A 16580-nucleotide genomic window follows, 5' to 3' on the forward strand; every position below is an offset into this window, starting at 1 on the left:
ATCAATTAGAGAATATTTTATATTTATCAACTGTTTGAAAAAGGGTAAGTCTTCAAGATCATTTTCAGATGTCTGAATTTTTATTTATTTTTGATCACATGAATTTATACGATCTTTTCGTAAAACCGTATGAGACCTATACCGATTTACAAATTCTGCTGGAAGCCTCCGGAACTTTCTTCGGAATCCTGAGTGTTTACTTCTCTATTAAAAAAAACATCTGGGTCTATCCTACCGGTATCGTTTCTACTTTAATATATGTTTACATACTTTTCAATTTCGGATTATTGGGTGATTGTATGATCAACGTCTATTATACAGCGATGAGTATTTACGGCTGGATCCTGTGGGCCAAAAATTCTGAGGACCATGTACATGTAGAGGTCACCTGGGCAAGCAGGAAAGAATGGATGTTTGCAAGTTTTCTTTTTATCATCAGCTTATTATTAGTTACCCTTATATATTATTACAAACCTTATATTGACAATCATTTCTCAATGGAAGGAACAAGTCTGGGGTTGTATCATCTTGATTGGGCAAATTGGCTGGATGTTTTTACCACTTCTATTTTTTTAGTAGGAATGTGGTTTATGGCCAAACAGCGCATTGAGAACTGGATTTTCTGGATCATCGGTGATTTTATCTGCATGCCTATGATGATTTTTAAGGGTCTTGGAATCACTTCGGTTCAATATTTGGTATTTACTATAATGGCGATCATAGGATACGTCAATTGGAAAAAAAGTTTTAAAGAAAAAAAGTCAATAAGATCATGAAAAATTTATTAAAAATAGCGTTCAGTATTTTCACTATAGCTAGTTTAACATCCTGTCTTGCATATTCAGACGGATATGCAAATAATGGTTACGGAGATCCGTATTATAACAACGGATATTATTATGCTCCGCAAGGTTATTACGGAAGCGGAGGCTATTGGGGTAACGATGGTTACTATTACAGAAATGATGTCAATTATTATTATGACAATGGTGTTCCTTATTACTATTATGGAAATAGTGGAAATAACCGTAGAAAAGTATATGTAGAAAGAAGAGAGACTGTTTCTCAGAGACCGGCTAACGGACTTCGTAATACTTCGACCAATAACAGTAACTACAACAACAGTAATTATAATAACAATAGTTATAACAACAGGTCTAATAACAGAAGTAATAACGGAGGCTTCAGAAATTCCAATTCAAATTCCAACAGGAACCAGAATAACCAGGGAAGCGGATACAGAACTCCGGCTCCGCAACAGAACAACCAAAGGCCCCAAAACAACAATAATGGTAGTGGATTCAGAAACAATAATTCTTCAGGGAATTCCAATAATAATTCCGGAAACTCCGGAAGTGGATTCAGAAATACACCACAGAATACCCAACAGAACAATTCTTCCGGCTCTGGCAGCGGATTCAGAAAATAATCATTCTAAATAACAAAACGAACAGTTCACACTGTTCGTTTTTCTTTTAAATATTAGTAATTTTGCAAGTCAATTTTTTAGAGAAAAACATGGAATTTTATAAATATCAGGGCACAGGAAACGATTTTGTTATGATTGATAACCGGGATTTACAGTTTCCGAAAAACAAAGAGATTATTGAAAAGCTTTGTGACAGACGTTTTGGGATTGGTGCAGACGGTCTTATTTTATTGGAAAATGACGACCATTATGATTTCAAAATGGTGTATTACAACTCAGATGGCGGTGAAAGCACCATGTGTGGAAACGGAGGAAGATGCCTTGTGGCATTTGCCTTTTTCCTGGATATTTTTGAGGATAAATGTAGATTTATTGCTATTGACGGCGAACATGAGGCCGAAATTCACAACGGAATCATCAAATTAAAAATGATTGATGTCAGCACCATATCTGCCGACGGAAATGATACGGTAATGAACACAGGATCTCCGCATTATGTAAAATATGTGGAAGATTTGGTTAATTACAATGTTTTTGCACAGGGTAACAGCATCAGAAATTCTGAAAATTATAAAGAAAATGGCATTAACGTCAATTTTGTTGAAAAAATTACGGATGATGAAATTTTCGTAAGAACCTATGAACGAGGCGTTGAAGATGAAACTTTCAGCTGCGGAACAGGAGTTACAGCTTCAGCTTTAACTTTTCTGCAAAATAACAATCTAATCTCCGTAAAAGTTAAAACGTTGGGCGGAAACCTTAAAGTATATGCGGAAAAGAATGGAGATTCATTCCAAAATATCTGGCTGGAAGGTCCCGCAAAACAAGTCTTCAGAGGTAAGGTAGACTTAGTTTAAACAGAAAACTTTTAATCAATTTTTAAATAATGAAAAAAGCTATTCTCATTATCGTACTGCTTATTGTCATAGTGGCAGGATTTTTTGGCTTGAGATTTTACAATACCTATTACGGTAATAATGTAGAAAAAGAAGGATATGTTCTGATTCCTCATCATGCAGGCTTCAAACAGATCCTGGATTCTATTGCCCCGTATGTCAAGAACAAAGAATCATTTGAAACTGTGGCAAAAGATAAAGGCCTCGAGCAGTCTTTTAAAGCCGGGCGTTATCACTTTCAGAAAGGAACGGGGAATACCAACCTTGTCAATATGATCAAAGCCGGAAATCAGACCGAGAATACTTTCAGGATCGGGGATTTTGGAGATATATATCAGATGGTGGGAAAAGTAACTAAAAAAACAGAGCTTGATTCGTTACAGTTTGTTAATGACCTTAATGGAATTGCCACCGAAAAAGGCTATAAAAATGCAGAAGATCTGAAAAAATATTTCTTCATAGACAGTTATAATTTTTTCTGGACGGTAACACCTAAGGAATTTTTCAAAAAATTCGATGATCAATATAATAGCTTCTGGACTGCCGAAAGAAAAAATGAAGAGCAGAAATCCGGTCTTACAAGAGATCAGATTTATGCATTAGCTTCTATTGTTTATAAAGAATCGGGAGGAAAGAAAGATGAAATGAGAACGATCGCAGGATTATATTTAAACCGATACAGAAAAGGAATGAAATTACAGTCCGACCCAACGGTCATCTATGCAATCAATAAGCAGACAAATTTTAAAGAACCGATCAAAAGGGTTTTTTATAAGCACCTTTCCACACCTTCACCGTATAATACTTATGCCAATGCAGGGATTCCACCGGGGCCGATATGTATTGTAGATAAAAATTCTGTGGATGCAGTCTTAAATGCAGAAAACAACAACTATATATTCATGTGTGCTGATCCTGCAAGGTTTGGATATCACAAATTCACAGCAAGTGCTGAGGAGCATGCCATCAATGCAAAAGCTTACCAGGACTGGCTCAATTCAAAAAATATAAAATAAAAAATAAATTTAACTTTATTTTAACAATCTGATAATTAACATTTAGTATTTAAACGCGACATATATACTATAAATAATAAATTAATCGTAATATTTTGAAATTTAAAGCATTAACAATTTCATAATATTAGGAGTTATCCTTTCACGATTTTACACAAAAAATACCTTATGAATCAGACGGAAATCATTAACATTTTCACAAAAAAAACCTTAGGGCTTACTTTTGTACTTTCGGCGGCAGCGTTTGCTTTTGCTCAGGAGAAGGTAGGTATTTCAGGATCGGTTGTCAGCAAAAACAACCAGCCTGTTCCTTATGCATCAGTTACATTTAGCAATAAGGCCAATAAATTATTCAGTGATGCTACTCTTACCGATGAAAAAGGCCAGTACAAGCTGGATCTTGCTCCCGGAAATTATGATATCACGGTTGAAGCAATCGATTACAAGAAAAGTTTGGTTAATAAGCAGATTACTGCTGCAGGAAATATCGGGGCTTTATCGATTGAGCCGGAAAAAACCACTACCAATCTTAAAACCCAGGATATCCAGGGCGTAACGATTACAGTACAGGCGAAACCTTATAAGGTAGAATTGGATAAAAGAACTTACGATCCGTCACAGGATATTGTAAGTAAAGGTGGTAATTTACAGGATGTTTTATCGAATGTTCCTTCAGTTTCAGTAGACACAGATGGAACGGTTTCTATGAGAGGTAGTACGAATGTTAAGTTTTTGATCAATGGAAAGCCATCTGCTCTTTTAGGTATTGATGATGGTGCTAATGCATTGCAAAGTATTCCTGCCGATCAGATTGAAAGAATTGAAGTGATTACAAATCCTTCTTCTAAATTTGAAGCATCAGGTACTTCAGGTATTTTGAATATTATCCTTAAAAAGAATAAAAAAGTTGGATTCAACGGAAATGTAACAGGAACCTTAGGATATTTACCAAGAACAAACCTTAATACTAACCTAAGCTGGAGAAAAAACAAATGGACATGGTTTTTGAACGGCGGTGGCGGCTACTCTGAAAACAAGAGTAAAAATGATACTGAAACGACATATAATAATATTGTTTTTCCTAACATCCCGGCAACACAAACAGAACAACCAAAAGATATACAAAAATATCAACTGCAAAATTCGACAAATAAAAGTTACAACAATAACTATAATGTAAGTGCTGGTTTTGCATATGATATTTCGGACAAAACATCAATAAACCTATCTGGTGTTGTAAGGACTTTTGACGGTGATAGTAGAGAACTATTAAACACATATAATGATTTTTACAGGTTTAACATGGGTTCAAAAGTTTGGGATCCAAAACAATCTTTTGTACAAAGAGATTCTGAAGGCAGAAATAACAATCTAGCATTCCAGGGAGATATAGGTCTAGACCATAAATTTGATGATAAAGGCCAAAACCTATCTTTATCTTTAAGTTTACAGAGAAACAGAAGTAATAATAACTCTACCATTCTTGAAACACAAGATTCTGTTCCTGTCTTGCAAGATATTACCCGAAGAGAGTCTCTAAATAAAAACATCATTGGAAAAGCAGATTATGAACTTCCGATCGGTGAACAATCTAAAATAGAAGCAGGGTACAGATTGGATATAAATAATAATGATTATAATAACTTTGTAAGCAGTACATCAAACAATCAATTTATTCCAAGCTATAATAACACTACCGTGTATAAAGAAATGTTCAATGCATTCTATTTACAGTTTAAAAGCAAAGTAGGAAATCTTGGATATCAATTAGGGTTAAGAGATGAATTATCGACTGTTAAAATTAATTATGACAATTTAGATCCAAATTTTCAACCAATTAATAAAACAAAAAACTATAATAATTTATTTCCAAGTGTATTCTTAAGCTATGAATTATCAAAAGATAATCAGATCCTGGTAAATTATTCTCGTAGAATAGACAGACCCAGATCATTCTTTATGGTTCCTTTTCCAAATTACAGCAATAGCCAGAATATTTTTGAGGGAAACATTGATCTGAATCCGTCTTATGTAGATTCATATGAAGTGGGTTATAGTATTTCAAGAAAGAAGTTTACGATCAATCCTACTCTTTATTACAGGCATGCAACTGAAGATACTAAAATGCTTGTCTACAGACCTGACGAAAGTGAAAATGTTTTCTATACAAAACCTATTAATTTAGGAAATGATGACCGTTATGGTTTAGACCTTAACTTTACTTATGATCCTTTTAGCTGGTTAAAAATAATGGGGAGCTTAGATATGTTTGGTTATAAAACTACAGGTATTGCCTATTATACTGCAAAAGATGCAGAAGGAAATAATAAAGTCGGTTCAATGGATTTTACCGGTGACGGGTTTTCAACAAGAGCCCGTTTAAATACTACATTTAAACTTGACAAAACCCTTAGTGTTCAATTACAAGGATTTTATAGAGGGGCTCAAAAGACTGCGAGCCAAGATACTCAGGATATGTATGCATTAAATCTTGGAGCATCTAAAACGATCTGGAAAGGTGATGGGACAATCTCATTTAATATTCAAGATATATTCAATACCAGAAGCAGAGAAGTTTTCAGCTATAACAGCGACTATACCCGTCGTAACTTTATGCAATGGCAGCCAAGACAATTCTCGATCTCCCTAACTTACAGATTTAAGCAGGGTGAAAAGATAGAACAACCTAAAAAGAAGAAAGATATTAACGCGAATGACACCGGCGGAGATGAGCAGGGTGGCCCGATGTAACAAAATAAAAGACACAAAAAATCCCGAAAAATATTTTTCGGGATTTTTTTATTTTACAACTTCAGAAACTTTAGTTTTCTCCGCTTCATAGATCCTTTTTCTTAGGTCGCTGGAAGAAAAACGGTGGTCTCTTTTATTGTAGTAGATTTCGATTCCTTTTTCTTCACAGTATTTTTTTCCCGTAAAATCCCTGTCCATGTAGTCATCGCCAATGATCCTTACATCAATTACAAAAGATTTCAGAATGTCTTCCAGGTCCTGTTCTGTATAATAAGGGATAATTTCATCTACGGCATTTACAGCTTTCAACTGGATATATCTTTCTACAATGGTCTGTGTAGGCTTATTTTTGTTGGGACGGTCATGAGAGGGATCAATCTGCAGGCCTACGATTAAATAATCGCAAACTGTTTTAGCTTCTTCAAGCATTTTAATATGCCCGGCATGAAGTAAATCAAAAGAGGAAAAAGTAATCCCGATTTTCTGTGTTTTCATATCAATACGTATTTAAATCTTCTAAAATATTACTTTTAAAGTTTAAAAAGCAATATTCAGATCGTGTTCTGTTATTTTAAATTTTTTTCTCCTTAAGCATTTCTGTTCGTTAAGAATCAGTTTCTGGAATTCAGGTATTTCTGCCATTCCCAGACTGTTCTCAATGATTCTTCGAGAGAGGTCTCCGATTTCCAATGGAGCTCTTTTTCAGCTTTGTCAGCATTCGCATAAGCTACCGTTATATCTCCTTCCCTTCTCGCACAAATCTGGTAAGGAACGCTCACATCATTGGCTACTTCAAATGCTTTTACCACTTCCAGGACTGAAGAACCCTTCCCTGTCCCAAGATTATAAATATCAATAACGGTACCTGTTGATTCATCTCCTATTAATTTCTTCAAGGCAGCAACATGAGCCTTGGCCAGATCTACCACATAAATATAATCCCGCACCGGAGTACCGTCTTCTGTAGGGTAATCATCACCCCAGATACTCAATTTTTCACGAATCCCTGCGGCTGTCTGCATTACATAGGGAACCAGATTATTCGGAACTCCTACCGGTAATTCCCCTAATTTTGCTGAAGGATGCGCGCCAATAGGGTTAAAATACCTCAGCAAAGAAATTTTTGCCTTATAAGCATTGGCAAAATCTTTCAGAATTTCTTCCCCCATCTGTTTGGTTTTGCCATAAACACTTTCAGGCATTTTCAAAGGCGTATCTTCATCAATCGGCATCGTTTCTGCCTGCCCGTATACTGTACAGGATGAACTGAAAATAAAATTAGAGATATTTCTTTCTTTAAATTCTTTAAGTACATTGATCAGTGAAAACAGGTTGTTCTCATAATAATCAACCGGCTTCTCCTGACTTTCACCGACAGCTTTAGAGGCCGCAAAATTGATACACCCATCAATCTGATGAGCATCAAAAACCTGGGCAAGAAGCTCTTTCCTTTTTAAATCAAAGGGATAAAAAACAGGCTTTTTACCTGTAATTTCTTCTATATTTTTTAAAATAAATTTTTCTGAATTGGATAAATCATCTACAATAACCACTTCAAAGCTGTTATTCAGAAGCTCCACAACGGTGTGTGACCCAATGTATCCAAGACCTCCCGTAACGAGTATTGCCATTTTTTAGTAATAAATTTTTTATTCTTCGTTTTGTCCTATGTTTTCTATTTCATATTCGGCTTTATTCTTTTTTATTTTATATTTATTTACAACGATAAGCGTTATAATAAATAGTACCAAAAACTTAAAAGAATTATAATTAAAAGATAATCCGTAAGTTAAAATGTTCATTAATGTTACTCCTCCAGAGAAAATCATATAAAAGCATAAACTCAAATTAAGAAATAAAATAGCTTTGTTATATTTCTCAATTAAATTAATAAATGCAAATAAATTAATAATTATACCTAGAGAAACAAATAGTAATTTTAATAAACTAAAATCATTAAATAATGAAAGGGTAGAAAATATTGAGACAAGACAAAATATAAAACTGATTGTTACAGCTAAATAATAAACTACCTTTTTTTCAAATATTTTCTTTTCCATTTATCCCATAAACTCAAGCACAGCATCCGTGATATACTTCAGCTGCTCTTCATCCAGTTCCGTGTGCATCGGTAATGAAATCACCTGGTCCAGAAGCCTATCCGTATTCACAAAATCAGCATCATTGCTTTCCTGGAAATAAGCTTTCTGTTTCCTCAAAGCCACAGGATAATAAATCATTGCAGGGATTTCTTTTTCAGTTAAGAATTTCTGCAATTCATTACGTTTCCCGTTTAAAATTCTCAAAGTATACTGGTGAAATACGTGGGTTGAATTTTCTGCTCTTTTCGGAGTCAGAATATTTTCATGGCCTGCAAAAGCTTCATCATAGTAATCAGCAGCTTTTCTTCTGGCTTCATTATAAGAATCAAGGTTCGGAAGTTTTTTTCTTAAAATAGCGGCCTGAATACTGTCTAAACGGGAGTTTACCCCTACTTCATCATGATAATACCTTTCATACATTCCGTGGTTTACAATTCCTCTTAAACGGTGCGCCAGTTCATCATTATTGGTAAAAATAGCACCACCGTCACCGTAGCAACCTAAGTTTTTAGACGGAAAAAATGAAGTGGTTCCCACAGTAGACATTGTTCCGGCCTGCTTTACTGTCCCGTCTGAAAAAGTATAATCGGAACCAATGGCCTGTGCGTTGTCTTCAATGACATATAAATTATGTTCCTCTGCAATTTTCAGGATTTCCTCCATATTGGCACACTGTCCGAAGATATGTACAGGAATGATCGCTTTAGTCCTTGAAGTGATCGCTTTTTTGATTTCTTCCGTCGAAATCGTGAATGTATCATAATCTACATCTACCAGAACCGATTTCAGTTTTAATAAATGAATAACTTCTACCGTTGCTGCAAATGTGAAATCAGCAGTAATAACCTCATCCCCTTCTTTAAGATCAAGGGACATCAATGCAATCTGTAGTGCATCTGTACCGTTGGCACAAGGAATAACGTGTTTCACGTCCAAATAAGATTCCAATTCGTTCTGGAAAGACTTTACTTCCGGCCCATTGATAAAAGCCGCAGAATCCATTACATTTAAAACCGCATTATCTACATCATTCTTTATCTTGTAATACTGACTTTGTAAGTCAACCATCTGAATTTTTTTCATAAACAAATATTTCTGTAAAAATAAGGATTTTAATATCCTGTCAAAAATTTTATTGATTTTGTTTTATCTTTATGAAAAATAAATACATGAAAAGAATTTTACTCTTTTGTCTCTTAACGGGTTATTCAGCAGTTTCGGCACAAACATCCCTTGTTTTTGTGTTTTTCAAAGATAAACCGAACAAAGCTTCTTTTTATGCCAATCCATTGTCTGAACTCTCTCAAAAATCGTTAAACAGAAGGATTTCACTCGGAATTTCATTGAATGACCAGGATGCTCCGATTGAGCAGTCTTACATTCAGAATATTCAGAATCTGGGTTTTACGGTAACCGATTATTCCAAATGGCTAAACGGGGTTGCCGTGAATGCTACCCCAGCACAAATCGTAACCCTCCAGTCACAGACCTATGTGCAGACTGTAGAAAGTTTTGCTAAAAATTCTTCATCGGGGACAAAAGCCGGAAATTTCAACAAATGGGAAAACCCATCTGATACCCATAAAAACTTAACCACTTTCAATTACGGTTCCGGAGCTGAGCAGATTGACCAGATCAATTTAAGGCCGCTTCATCTTGCCGGATATACAGGAACAGGTGTTTCCATTGCTGTTATCGACACCGGGTTTCCAACGGTAAATACAGGTTCGGCTTATACCCGGTTATGGACTAATAACCAGATTAAAGCCGGCTATGACTTTGTTACGAAAAGCAATGATATTTATAATACTACCCTGAACGGGCACGGCTCTGTTGTTCTGGGTGCTATCGGCGGATACATTCAGGATACTTTTGTGGGCGCTGCTCCAGATGCCGATTTTTATCTTTACCGGAGTGAAAATACCACGGTAGAAATTCCTGAGGAAGAGCTTTACTGGATTGAAGCTGCTGAAGAAGCAGACAGAAAAGGAGTTGATCTTATTACAACCTCTTTAGGGTATGCTCAATTTGATGATCCGAAATATAATTATACCTACGCAAATCTGGACGGAAGCACTTCTTTCATAGCAAGAGCTTCGGAAATCGCTGTCAATAAAGGAATTTTTGTATTGTTTGCTGCAGGTAATTTCGGAAATCAAACATGGCATTACATCCTTACTCCTGCAGATAATACCAAAGTTTTCACCATAGGATCTGTAGATTCTGCCGGAATTTCATCAGCATTTTCATCTTTCGGACCTAATTCTTTAGGGGTTATAAAACCTGATGGCAGTACAAGAGGATCAAATACCGTTACCGTTAACGGCAATGCCACAACTACCGTAAGCGGTACTTCCATTGCCACCCCGGTTGCTGCAGGCGGTGTAGCCTGTCTGATCCAGGCTTTCTCTACCATGAACAGGGATGCCATGAGAACCAGGCTGAGACAGACTGCATCATTATATCCTAATCATACCGATCAGATGGGATATGGTATCCTTAATTTCGGAAATTTTTATAACACGACCTTAAGTACATCCGAAATAGTGAAAGAGAAAAAAGTAAGCATCTTTCCCAATCCTGTTAAAAACATTTTAAATATTGCTTCTGAAAACGATGTTTTATCTCTGGAGATCTACGATAACCTGGGAAGGCTGATTGTGAAAAATGCCAATCAGAGATCCGTGAAAGTTGAAGATTTTGCGAAGGGAACTTATTATCTGAAAATTCGGACGAAGGATAAAGTTTATTATGAGAAATTTATAAAAGAATAAAATAAAGCCTTCCGGATCGGAAGGTTTTTGTTTTTAGAACCCCGGTACCTGTACAGATTATCATTTCATAAGTAATCAAATGATGAATAATTTAAATACAGGACTGAGATTCCTGCGGAATGACAAAGACTAAGATCAATAGATGTTTTTATTCATTATTCATTATTACAGCATCAATTTTTATTGAAAATAAAAATCCTGACATCTTCTGTTGCTGTTTTAAAGTTTACATCTTTGCGAATACTGTATTCTGGTTAATCGCGAAGGCGCAAGGTTGTGTGAGGATTCTTTGTTTTTTTAAGACGCAAGAAAATCAAAGATTTTCAATTATCCATCACCTTTCATTCCGTAGGAGTCTAGATAATGCTTTATAGCTTGAATTCTTTGTATTATTGTGATTTCTTCACTCCACTTCTGCTCCATTCTGAATGACAAACACTGAACAACTAATTATTTCTTAAAGCTTAATTATCTTAAGTTCTTAAATCATCTTAATGGTTCAGTGTTTTGAATTTTACGCTGAGTTCCTGCTCGCATTAATATTTCCAAACAGAGAACGTGTCACGAGTTTTTCATAAGCTTCCTTATTTCCTTCTCCTTTCAGGATCTTCATTAAAGCATACTGCTGAATACTCAATAGCGGCAATACAATCTTCTCACGGATTTTCACAGACTTTCTTGAAAGCGGATCTTCTTCCTGAAGCATTGTAAACCCTGTTAATTCAAGCATAATGTCTCTGGAAAGATTATATTCATCAAAAAGAACATTCCAGAACTCACCGAATTTCGGGTTATTCTTAATGTAGTAGGTTAACGGGAAATAAGACTTGTTCATGCTCATCATTGAGTTTAAAACTAAAGTTTTAAAGAAATCGGAACCTTTATATAATTCTTTCACTTCTTCAAACCTGCCCTGCTTTTTCATTTCCTGCATGGCAAAACCAAATCCGAAGAACCCCGGAACGTTTTGTTTCAGCTGTGACCATGATCCAACAAATGGGATAGCTCTTAAATCTTCAAATTTCAGTTCATTCCCATTTCCCCGTTTTGAAGGACGGCTACCTATATTTGTTTTACCATAATATTCAAGCGTACTCATCTCCTGAAGATAGGGAACGAACATCTGGTGAGCTTTTAGATCCGAATATTTTTTATAGCTGATATCAGCCAATTCAATGATCAGCTTTCTTTCTTTTTCAGTTAAATCTTTTTTAGAATTTTTGAATACATCATTCTCAACTCCAGCAGTCAGTAGCTGCTCGAAATTGTATTTTGCCTGCTCCTTATTTCCGAAAATACTGGTAATCGTCTGCCCCTGAATAGTCAACTCGATTTTATTATTGGCGATTGTATTTCCCTGTGAAGCATAGAAATCGTGGGTTTTCCCTCCGCCTCTTGCCGGTGGGCCGCCTCTGCCGTCAAAAAATACCACCCTGATTCCGTTTTCTTCGGAAAGCTTTGTCAGGATTTCTTTAGCTTTATAAATTTCCCAGTTGGCTTTTAAATAGCCTCCGTCTTTCGTTCCGTCAGAGAACCCCAACATAATGGTCTGCTGATTTCCTCTCCTTTCCAGATGTTTTTTATAAACAGGATTCTGATACAGCTCCTTCATTACATTTTCAGCGTTATCAAGACCTTCCATGGTTTCAAAAAGCGGCACAATATCCATATGGATCTCTTCATCCCGGTAACCGCAAATTTTAAAGAATGCATATACATTCATTACATCTTTCACGGCATCAGAATTGGAAATAATATAGCGGTTCATTCCTCTTGATCCGTTCAGCTGCTGGATTTCAGAAACCTGGGAAACCGTTAACAAAGTATCTTTTACAATATCTTCAAAATCATCCGGACTTATTTTACCTGAAATATGAATCAGCTTATTGAATTTTTCTTCGTGATCCGCTTCTGTATTTCCATACACTTTTTCAAAAACCTCATCAATAACTTTCTGATGAATCCTGCTGTCCTGGCGAATATCCAATGTTGCAAAGTGGGTTCCGAAAATCTTAACCCGGTCTTTAAAATTCACCAACAGATCTAAAAATAACGAGTTATGCTGACTGATCAGGATATGTTCTGCTTCATCCGCTTTTTTAAGAATATCTTCAGCTGTCATTTTCTGATTATTGAAAATGGCAGTATACAATTCATCATTCAATTGATTCAAAACTTCTGAAACTCCCCTGAAGCTCAGCCTTCTTCTGATAAACTTCAAATGGCTGTAATAGGATTTTAAAATCGCTGAACGAAGTTCTTCGGCTACTCTTCTGGTCACATCAGCAGTTACAAAAGGGTTTCCGTCTCTGTCGCCACCCGGCCAGAAACCAAGCTGGATAATATCTTCATGCAGGTGAAAATGGCCGTTCCCAAATGTCTTTTTAATTTTGGTAAACAGCTCTCCAATTGTATCGTAATACACATATCTCAAATAGGAAATAATACTTAGAGCCTCATCAATAGGAGTGGGTTTTTCTTTGTTCACAAAAGGTGTTTTTCCCAACTGCTGCAACAGCATGTCAATATTCGTGACAGAATCTGTGGTAATTGCACTTCTCAGGTCCTGGATGATCCTTTGTACAGAGCTCGGATAAAACTGGGTCGGGTGTGCCGTGAAAACTACTTTCACGGTAAAATCTTTCAGCTTCTCACGTACTTTTTCCAGTTTATGATCCTGAACCGAACGTTCAAAAAGATTGGTAACGGTACCGTTATCGCTTTCAGAGTGCAGACTCGGAAAGGCAGCATCTTCAATACTGTCAAACAAAACCACCTGTCTTTCGATATACTGAATGATTTTAAAAAGAAGTTCCAGCTTCTGCTCTTCCGTCTGTAAATCAGTATGGCTTTTAAAGAAATCTTCTACGATCAGTTCCGGGGTTTTTCCGGCATCATAGCCATTTTTACTTTCTTCATACAAAAACGGAAGGAGCATCCCGATATTCGTCATTTTATCATAAGGCAGGCTCATAAATAATGAATTGTAGATCTGGAACTTATTTTCCACGATCTGCCTGAATTTTTCTGCGCGTTGGTCGTGTATCATAGAACAAATGTAGGAGATTTAGTTTTTAAATCCGTTCTGTTTTTATTAAAAAATGATTACTTATTCCCGATGACAGAAAAAAGATGGCAGAAAATATCAAAGGATAAAAAAGTTTATAAAAAATGACTAAAGTTATCTTTTTGAATAATTCTCATTAATAATCAGTCACAAAAGTCAGTATCTAATGTCTTCATTTCGTAAATTTGTCTGAAACACTTTCTTTTATGAGAATAATCGTCGCTTTTCCGCTGATCATGTCTAACCTGTTCTTTGCGCAGATCAGAGTTCCTGACGATTATAAAAAAATCCCGGATATATTAGATTCTGCTGATTTTTCATACCCGTTTATGATCCCGGATAAAAAATACGATTACTGGCAGGTGCGCCGCCCGGGCGATAAGCCGGAACCTGAACTGATCTATGACAGCCAGAGACCCGAAAATATGGCAGGTATTGATGAATCTTCCCCAAGTGAAGGCTTTTTCAGGGAATGCCAGACCGAAAACTGCTTTTCGTATATTCTTATCTGTCATAACAATACCCCTGAATCTCTGACCTCTGAAAAACAATTGAAAAATTTTATCGGATTCGTGGACAATCTTCCTGAAGCGCTTCTTATTGCTAAAATCAACGGCTTTTCGATTGATACAACGAATAGGTATACCGGCTCATACAAAATTGAAGACCGTTATATTTCCTTATATGCCCTAAAATCCAAGAGCTGTCCGGTAATGAAAGAATCTTTTCTGATAAAGATCAACAGAAAAACCGGAAAGCTGGGAAGTAAAAGTAACGGAATTTACTTTAAAAGTGATGACTGCAATAATTTAGCCCAGTAAATATCTTTCTATTTATCACTTTTGATTTAAAATATATTTAGATAATCCTTAAATTCGGAAAAATGAAAAACAAAGTTCAATTATTTAGAGAAAATAAAAATCTGACTCAGGCTGAACTTGCGGAAAAATCCGGACTTTCATTAAGAACCATCCAAAGGATTGAAGCGGGAAATATCCCGAAAGGTTTTACTTTGAAATCCCTGGCCAAAACCCTGGAAACAGACCCCGAAAATCTTTTCGTTCCGGAAAAACAGAGCATAGATATCAATCGTGTAAAACTGATCAATATTTCAGCTCTTACATTTATTATTTTGCCCTTAGGAAATATTATTTTCCCTGCTGTTTTAATCTACAGAAGTAAAGATTCAAAAGTAAAAGAAATGGGAAGAAATATTTTAAGCATCCAGATTATCTGGTCCGCTGCATTGAGTATTTCAATGATAGCAAGTCCGTTCATTCAAAAACTGACCTCTATAAAAACTCCGCTTTTTATTTACTTTTTAATTGGTCTTTTTTTCATCAATATCTATATTATTTTTAAAAATGGATTCAGTTTAAACAAAAGCTCAGATTTACAGATAAAACTGAAAAACAGTATTTTATAAAACCTGTCATATCATTGACGTAAGATTGTCGTAAGCTTTTTTCTTATTATAATACTTTCAATTCCGAATCTTGCAGAAAAAAAAGGAATGAAAACTTTCAGAAAAATTGCATTTACTTTATTAATTATTTTCATTGTTTTATCCGCCGGAGGATATGTCTATTTTGATAAAAAATTTACACCACCACCCAATACCCTCATTGTCTCAGGAATTTCAGAAAATATTCCTGTAAAATGGGTCGCAGATGGTGACAATCTGTATTCGGCTTTATTGCTTCCGGTTCGGTTAAAAGGGATCAGCCAGGTATTTTATATGCAATTGGATACCGGCTCGCCAACAACAGTTTTCTACACAAATTCTTTACAATCAATCCATGAAAAAATTTCGCCTAAAAGTAATTTAAAAAACATTTTTTCAAGTTTTAAACTCAATAAAATGGAAGTTTCTTCATCCGGTTTCCAATTGATCAATCATGGAGATTCTGCTGATACGGAAAATCCCGAAGCGGTCAACATTATCGGAACTATCGGAAATGATCTGCTAGAAAAAAGAATCATCATTTTAAATTTTAAAGATCATACCTGCTCATTTACAGATAGGATTGATGAAAAAGGATTTTCCGGTTTTGAATTTAAAAAGCGAAAAATATTACTTCCTGCAAAAATAGGAAATGAAAAACTAAAACTGATGTTTGATTCGGGAACCAGTGGCTATGAATTGATTACCAATAAGGAAAGCTGGGACCAATACAGGCTCTCAAACAGTCATATAAAATCTGAAAAAGGAAACTCCTGGGGAAATACTTTATCCATAAAATCATCAGCTGCCCATCAAAAGATTGAAATGGGCAGCTCTATACTGAAGCTTTCCGAAGTAACGTATATAGAAGGGACCTCAAAAATGCAGAATTTTTTAATGAAAAGCTCAGGAATGAAAGGAATGCTTGGAAATAAAATCTTTATTAATCACATTCTCATTTTAGACTGTAAGCGTGAAAAATTTATGATAAAAGAAAGCGAAGTCAAACATTCAAAATAACCATATAAATTCGATAGTTTACATTAAAAACAATCATAAGAATTTTAAAACTTTCTTAACTCATTTTTTCTTTTGCATTAC

Annotated in this window: 14 protein-coding genes; 9 read left to right on the forward strand and 5 right to left on the reverse strand. The window is 35.5% G+C overall.

Going from position 1 to position 16580, the window contains the following annotated elements; genetic code table 11:
* The first annotated feature begins 98 nt into the window (after positions 1-98).
* From pnuC to PMI13_RS08755, 5 genes are all read left to right on the forward strand, one after another.
* Positions 99-776, forward strand: a complete 678-nt coding sequence (pnuC, locus tag PMI13_RS08735; protein WP_007842802.1) for a nicotinamide riboside transporter PnuC — start codon at positions 99-101, stop codon at positions 774-776.
* The gene (locus PMI13_RS08740; protein ID WP_007842809.1) at positions 773-1429 is read left to right on the forward strand and encodes a hypothetical protein; all 657 of its coding nucleotides are present in this window, start codon (positions 773-775) and stop codon (positions 1427-1429) included. The genes pnuC and PMI13_RS08740 overlap by 4 nt, the downstream gene beginning before the upstream one ends.
* 89 nt (positions 1430-1518) lie before the next feature.
* The gene (gene dapF / locus PMI13_RS08745; RefSeq protein WP_007842812.1) at positions 1519-2286 is read left to right on the forward strand and encodes a diaminopimelate epimerase; all 768 of its coding nucleotides are present in this window, start codon (positions 1519-1521) and stop codon (positions 2284-2286) included.
* 29 nt (positions 2287-2315) lie between these two features.
* Positions 2316-3341 carry an endolytic transglycosylase MltG gene (gene mltG, locus PMI13_RS08750; RefSeq protein ID WP_007842814.1) on the forward strand — a complete coding sequence of 342 codons (1026 nt, stop codon included), beginning with the start codon at positions 2316-2318 and terminating at the stop codon, positions 3339-3341.
* Between the two features lie 168 nt (positions 3342-3509).
* Positions 3510-6092, forward strand: coding sequence for a TonB-dependent receptor domain-containing protein (locus PMI13_RS08755; protein ID WP_007842816.1), 2583 nt, complete (start codon positions 3510-3512; stop codon positions 6090-6092).
* A 48-nt stretch (positions 6093-6140) separates the two neighbouring features.
* Here PMI13_RS08755 and PMI13_RS08760 read toward each other — a convergent pair whose 3' ends face one another.
* From PMI13_RS08760 to PMI13_RS08775, 4 genes are all read right to left on the reverse strand, one after another.
* A complete protein-coding gene (locus PMI13_RS08760) occupies positions 6141-6587 on the reverse strand; it encodes an adenylyltransferase/cytidyltransferase family protein (RefSeq protein WP_007842818.1) in 447 nt (148 codons plus the stop codon).
* Between the two features lie 116 nt (positions 6588-6703).
* Positions 6704-7723 (reverse strand): UDP-glucose 4-epimerase GalE, encoded by a 1020-nt coding sequence (gene galE / locus PMI13_RS08765; RefSeq protein ID WP_007842819.1) that lies wholly within the window; start codon positions 7721-7723, stop codon positions 6704-6706.
* An 18-nt stretch (positions 7724-7741) separates the two neighbouring features.
* Entirely contained in the window at positions 7742-8152 is a 411-nt protein-coding gene (locus PMI13_RS08770) for a hypothetical protein (protein WP_007842821.1), read from the reverse strand.
* Positions 8153-9277 (reverse strand): DegT/DnrJ/EryC1/StrS family aminotransferase, encoded by a 1125-nt coding sequence (locus PMI13_RS08775; protein ID WP_034669997.1) that lies wholly within the window; start codon positions 9275-9277, stop codon positions 8153-8155.
* Between the two features lie 86 nt (positions 9278-9363).
* Here PMI13_RS08775 and PMI13_RS08780 point away from each other — a divergent pair, with 86 nt between their 5' ends.
* Complete coding sequence (locus tag PMI13_RS08780; protein ID WP_007842825.1) at positions 9364-10968, forward strand: S8/S53 family peptidase; 1605 nt, start codon at positions 9364-9366, stop codon at positions 10966-10968.
* A gap of 514 nt (positions 10969-11482) precedes the next feature.
* Here PMI13_RS08780 and PMI13_RS08785 read toward each other — a convergent pair.
* Positions 11483-14017, reverse strand: a complete 2535-nt coding sequence (locus PMI13_RS08785) for a phosphoenolpyruvate carboxylase (RefSeq protein ID WP_007842827.1) — start codon at positions 14015-14017, stop codon at positions 11483-11485.
* Between the two features lie 224 nt (positions 14018-14241).
* On the opposite strand from PMI13_RS08785, the gene PMI13_RS08790 reads away from it, so the two are divergent.
* The 3 genes from PMI13_RS08790 (at position 14242) to PMI13_RS08800 (ending at position 16499) form a co-directional block, all read left to right on the forward strand.
* Positions 14242-14856 (forward strand): hypothetical protein, encoded by a 615-nt coding sequence (locus PMI13_RS08790; protein ID WP_007842832.1) that lies wholly within the window; start codon positions 14242-14244, stop codon positions 14854-14856.
* 62 nt (positions 14857-14918) lie between these two features.
* The gene (locus tag PMI13_RS08795) at positions 14919-15461 is read left to right on the forward strand and encodes a helix-turn-helix domain-containing protein (RefSeq protein WP_007842834.1); all 543 of its coding nucleotides are present in this window, start codon (positions 14919-14921) and stop codon (positions 15459-15461) included.
* A gap of 87 nt (positions 15462-15548) precedes the next feature.
* Positions 15549-16499 carry a hypothetical protein gene (locus PMI13_RS08800; protein WP_007842836.1) on the forward strand — a complete coding sequence of 317 codons (951 nt, stop codon included), beginning with the start codon at positions 15549-15551 and terminating at the stop codon, positions 16497-16499.
* The last annotated feature ends 81 nt before the right edge of the window (positions 16500-16580 follow it).

Source organism: Chryseobacterium populi, assembly GCF_000282115.1.
In the GTDB taxonomy this organism is placed as follows: domain Bacteria; phylum Bacteroidota; class Bacteroidia; order Flavobacteriales; family Weeksellaceae; genus Chryseobacterium; species Chryseobacterium populi.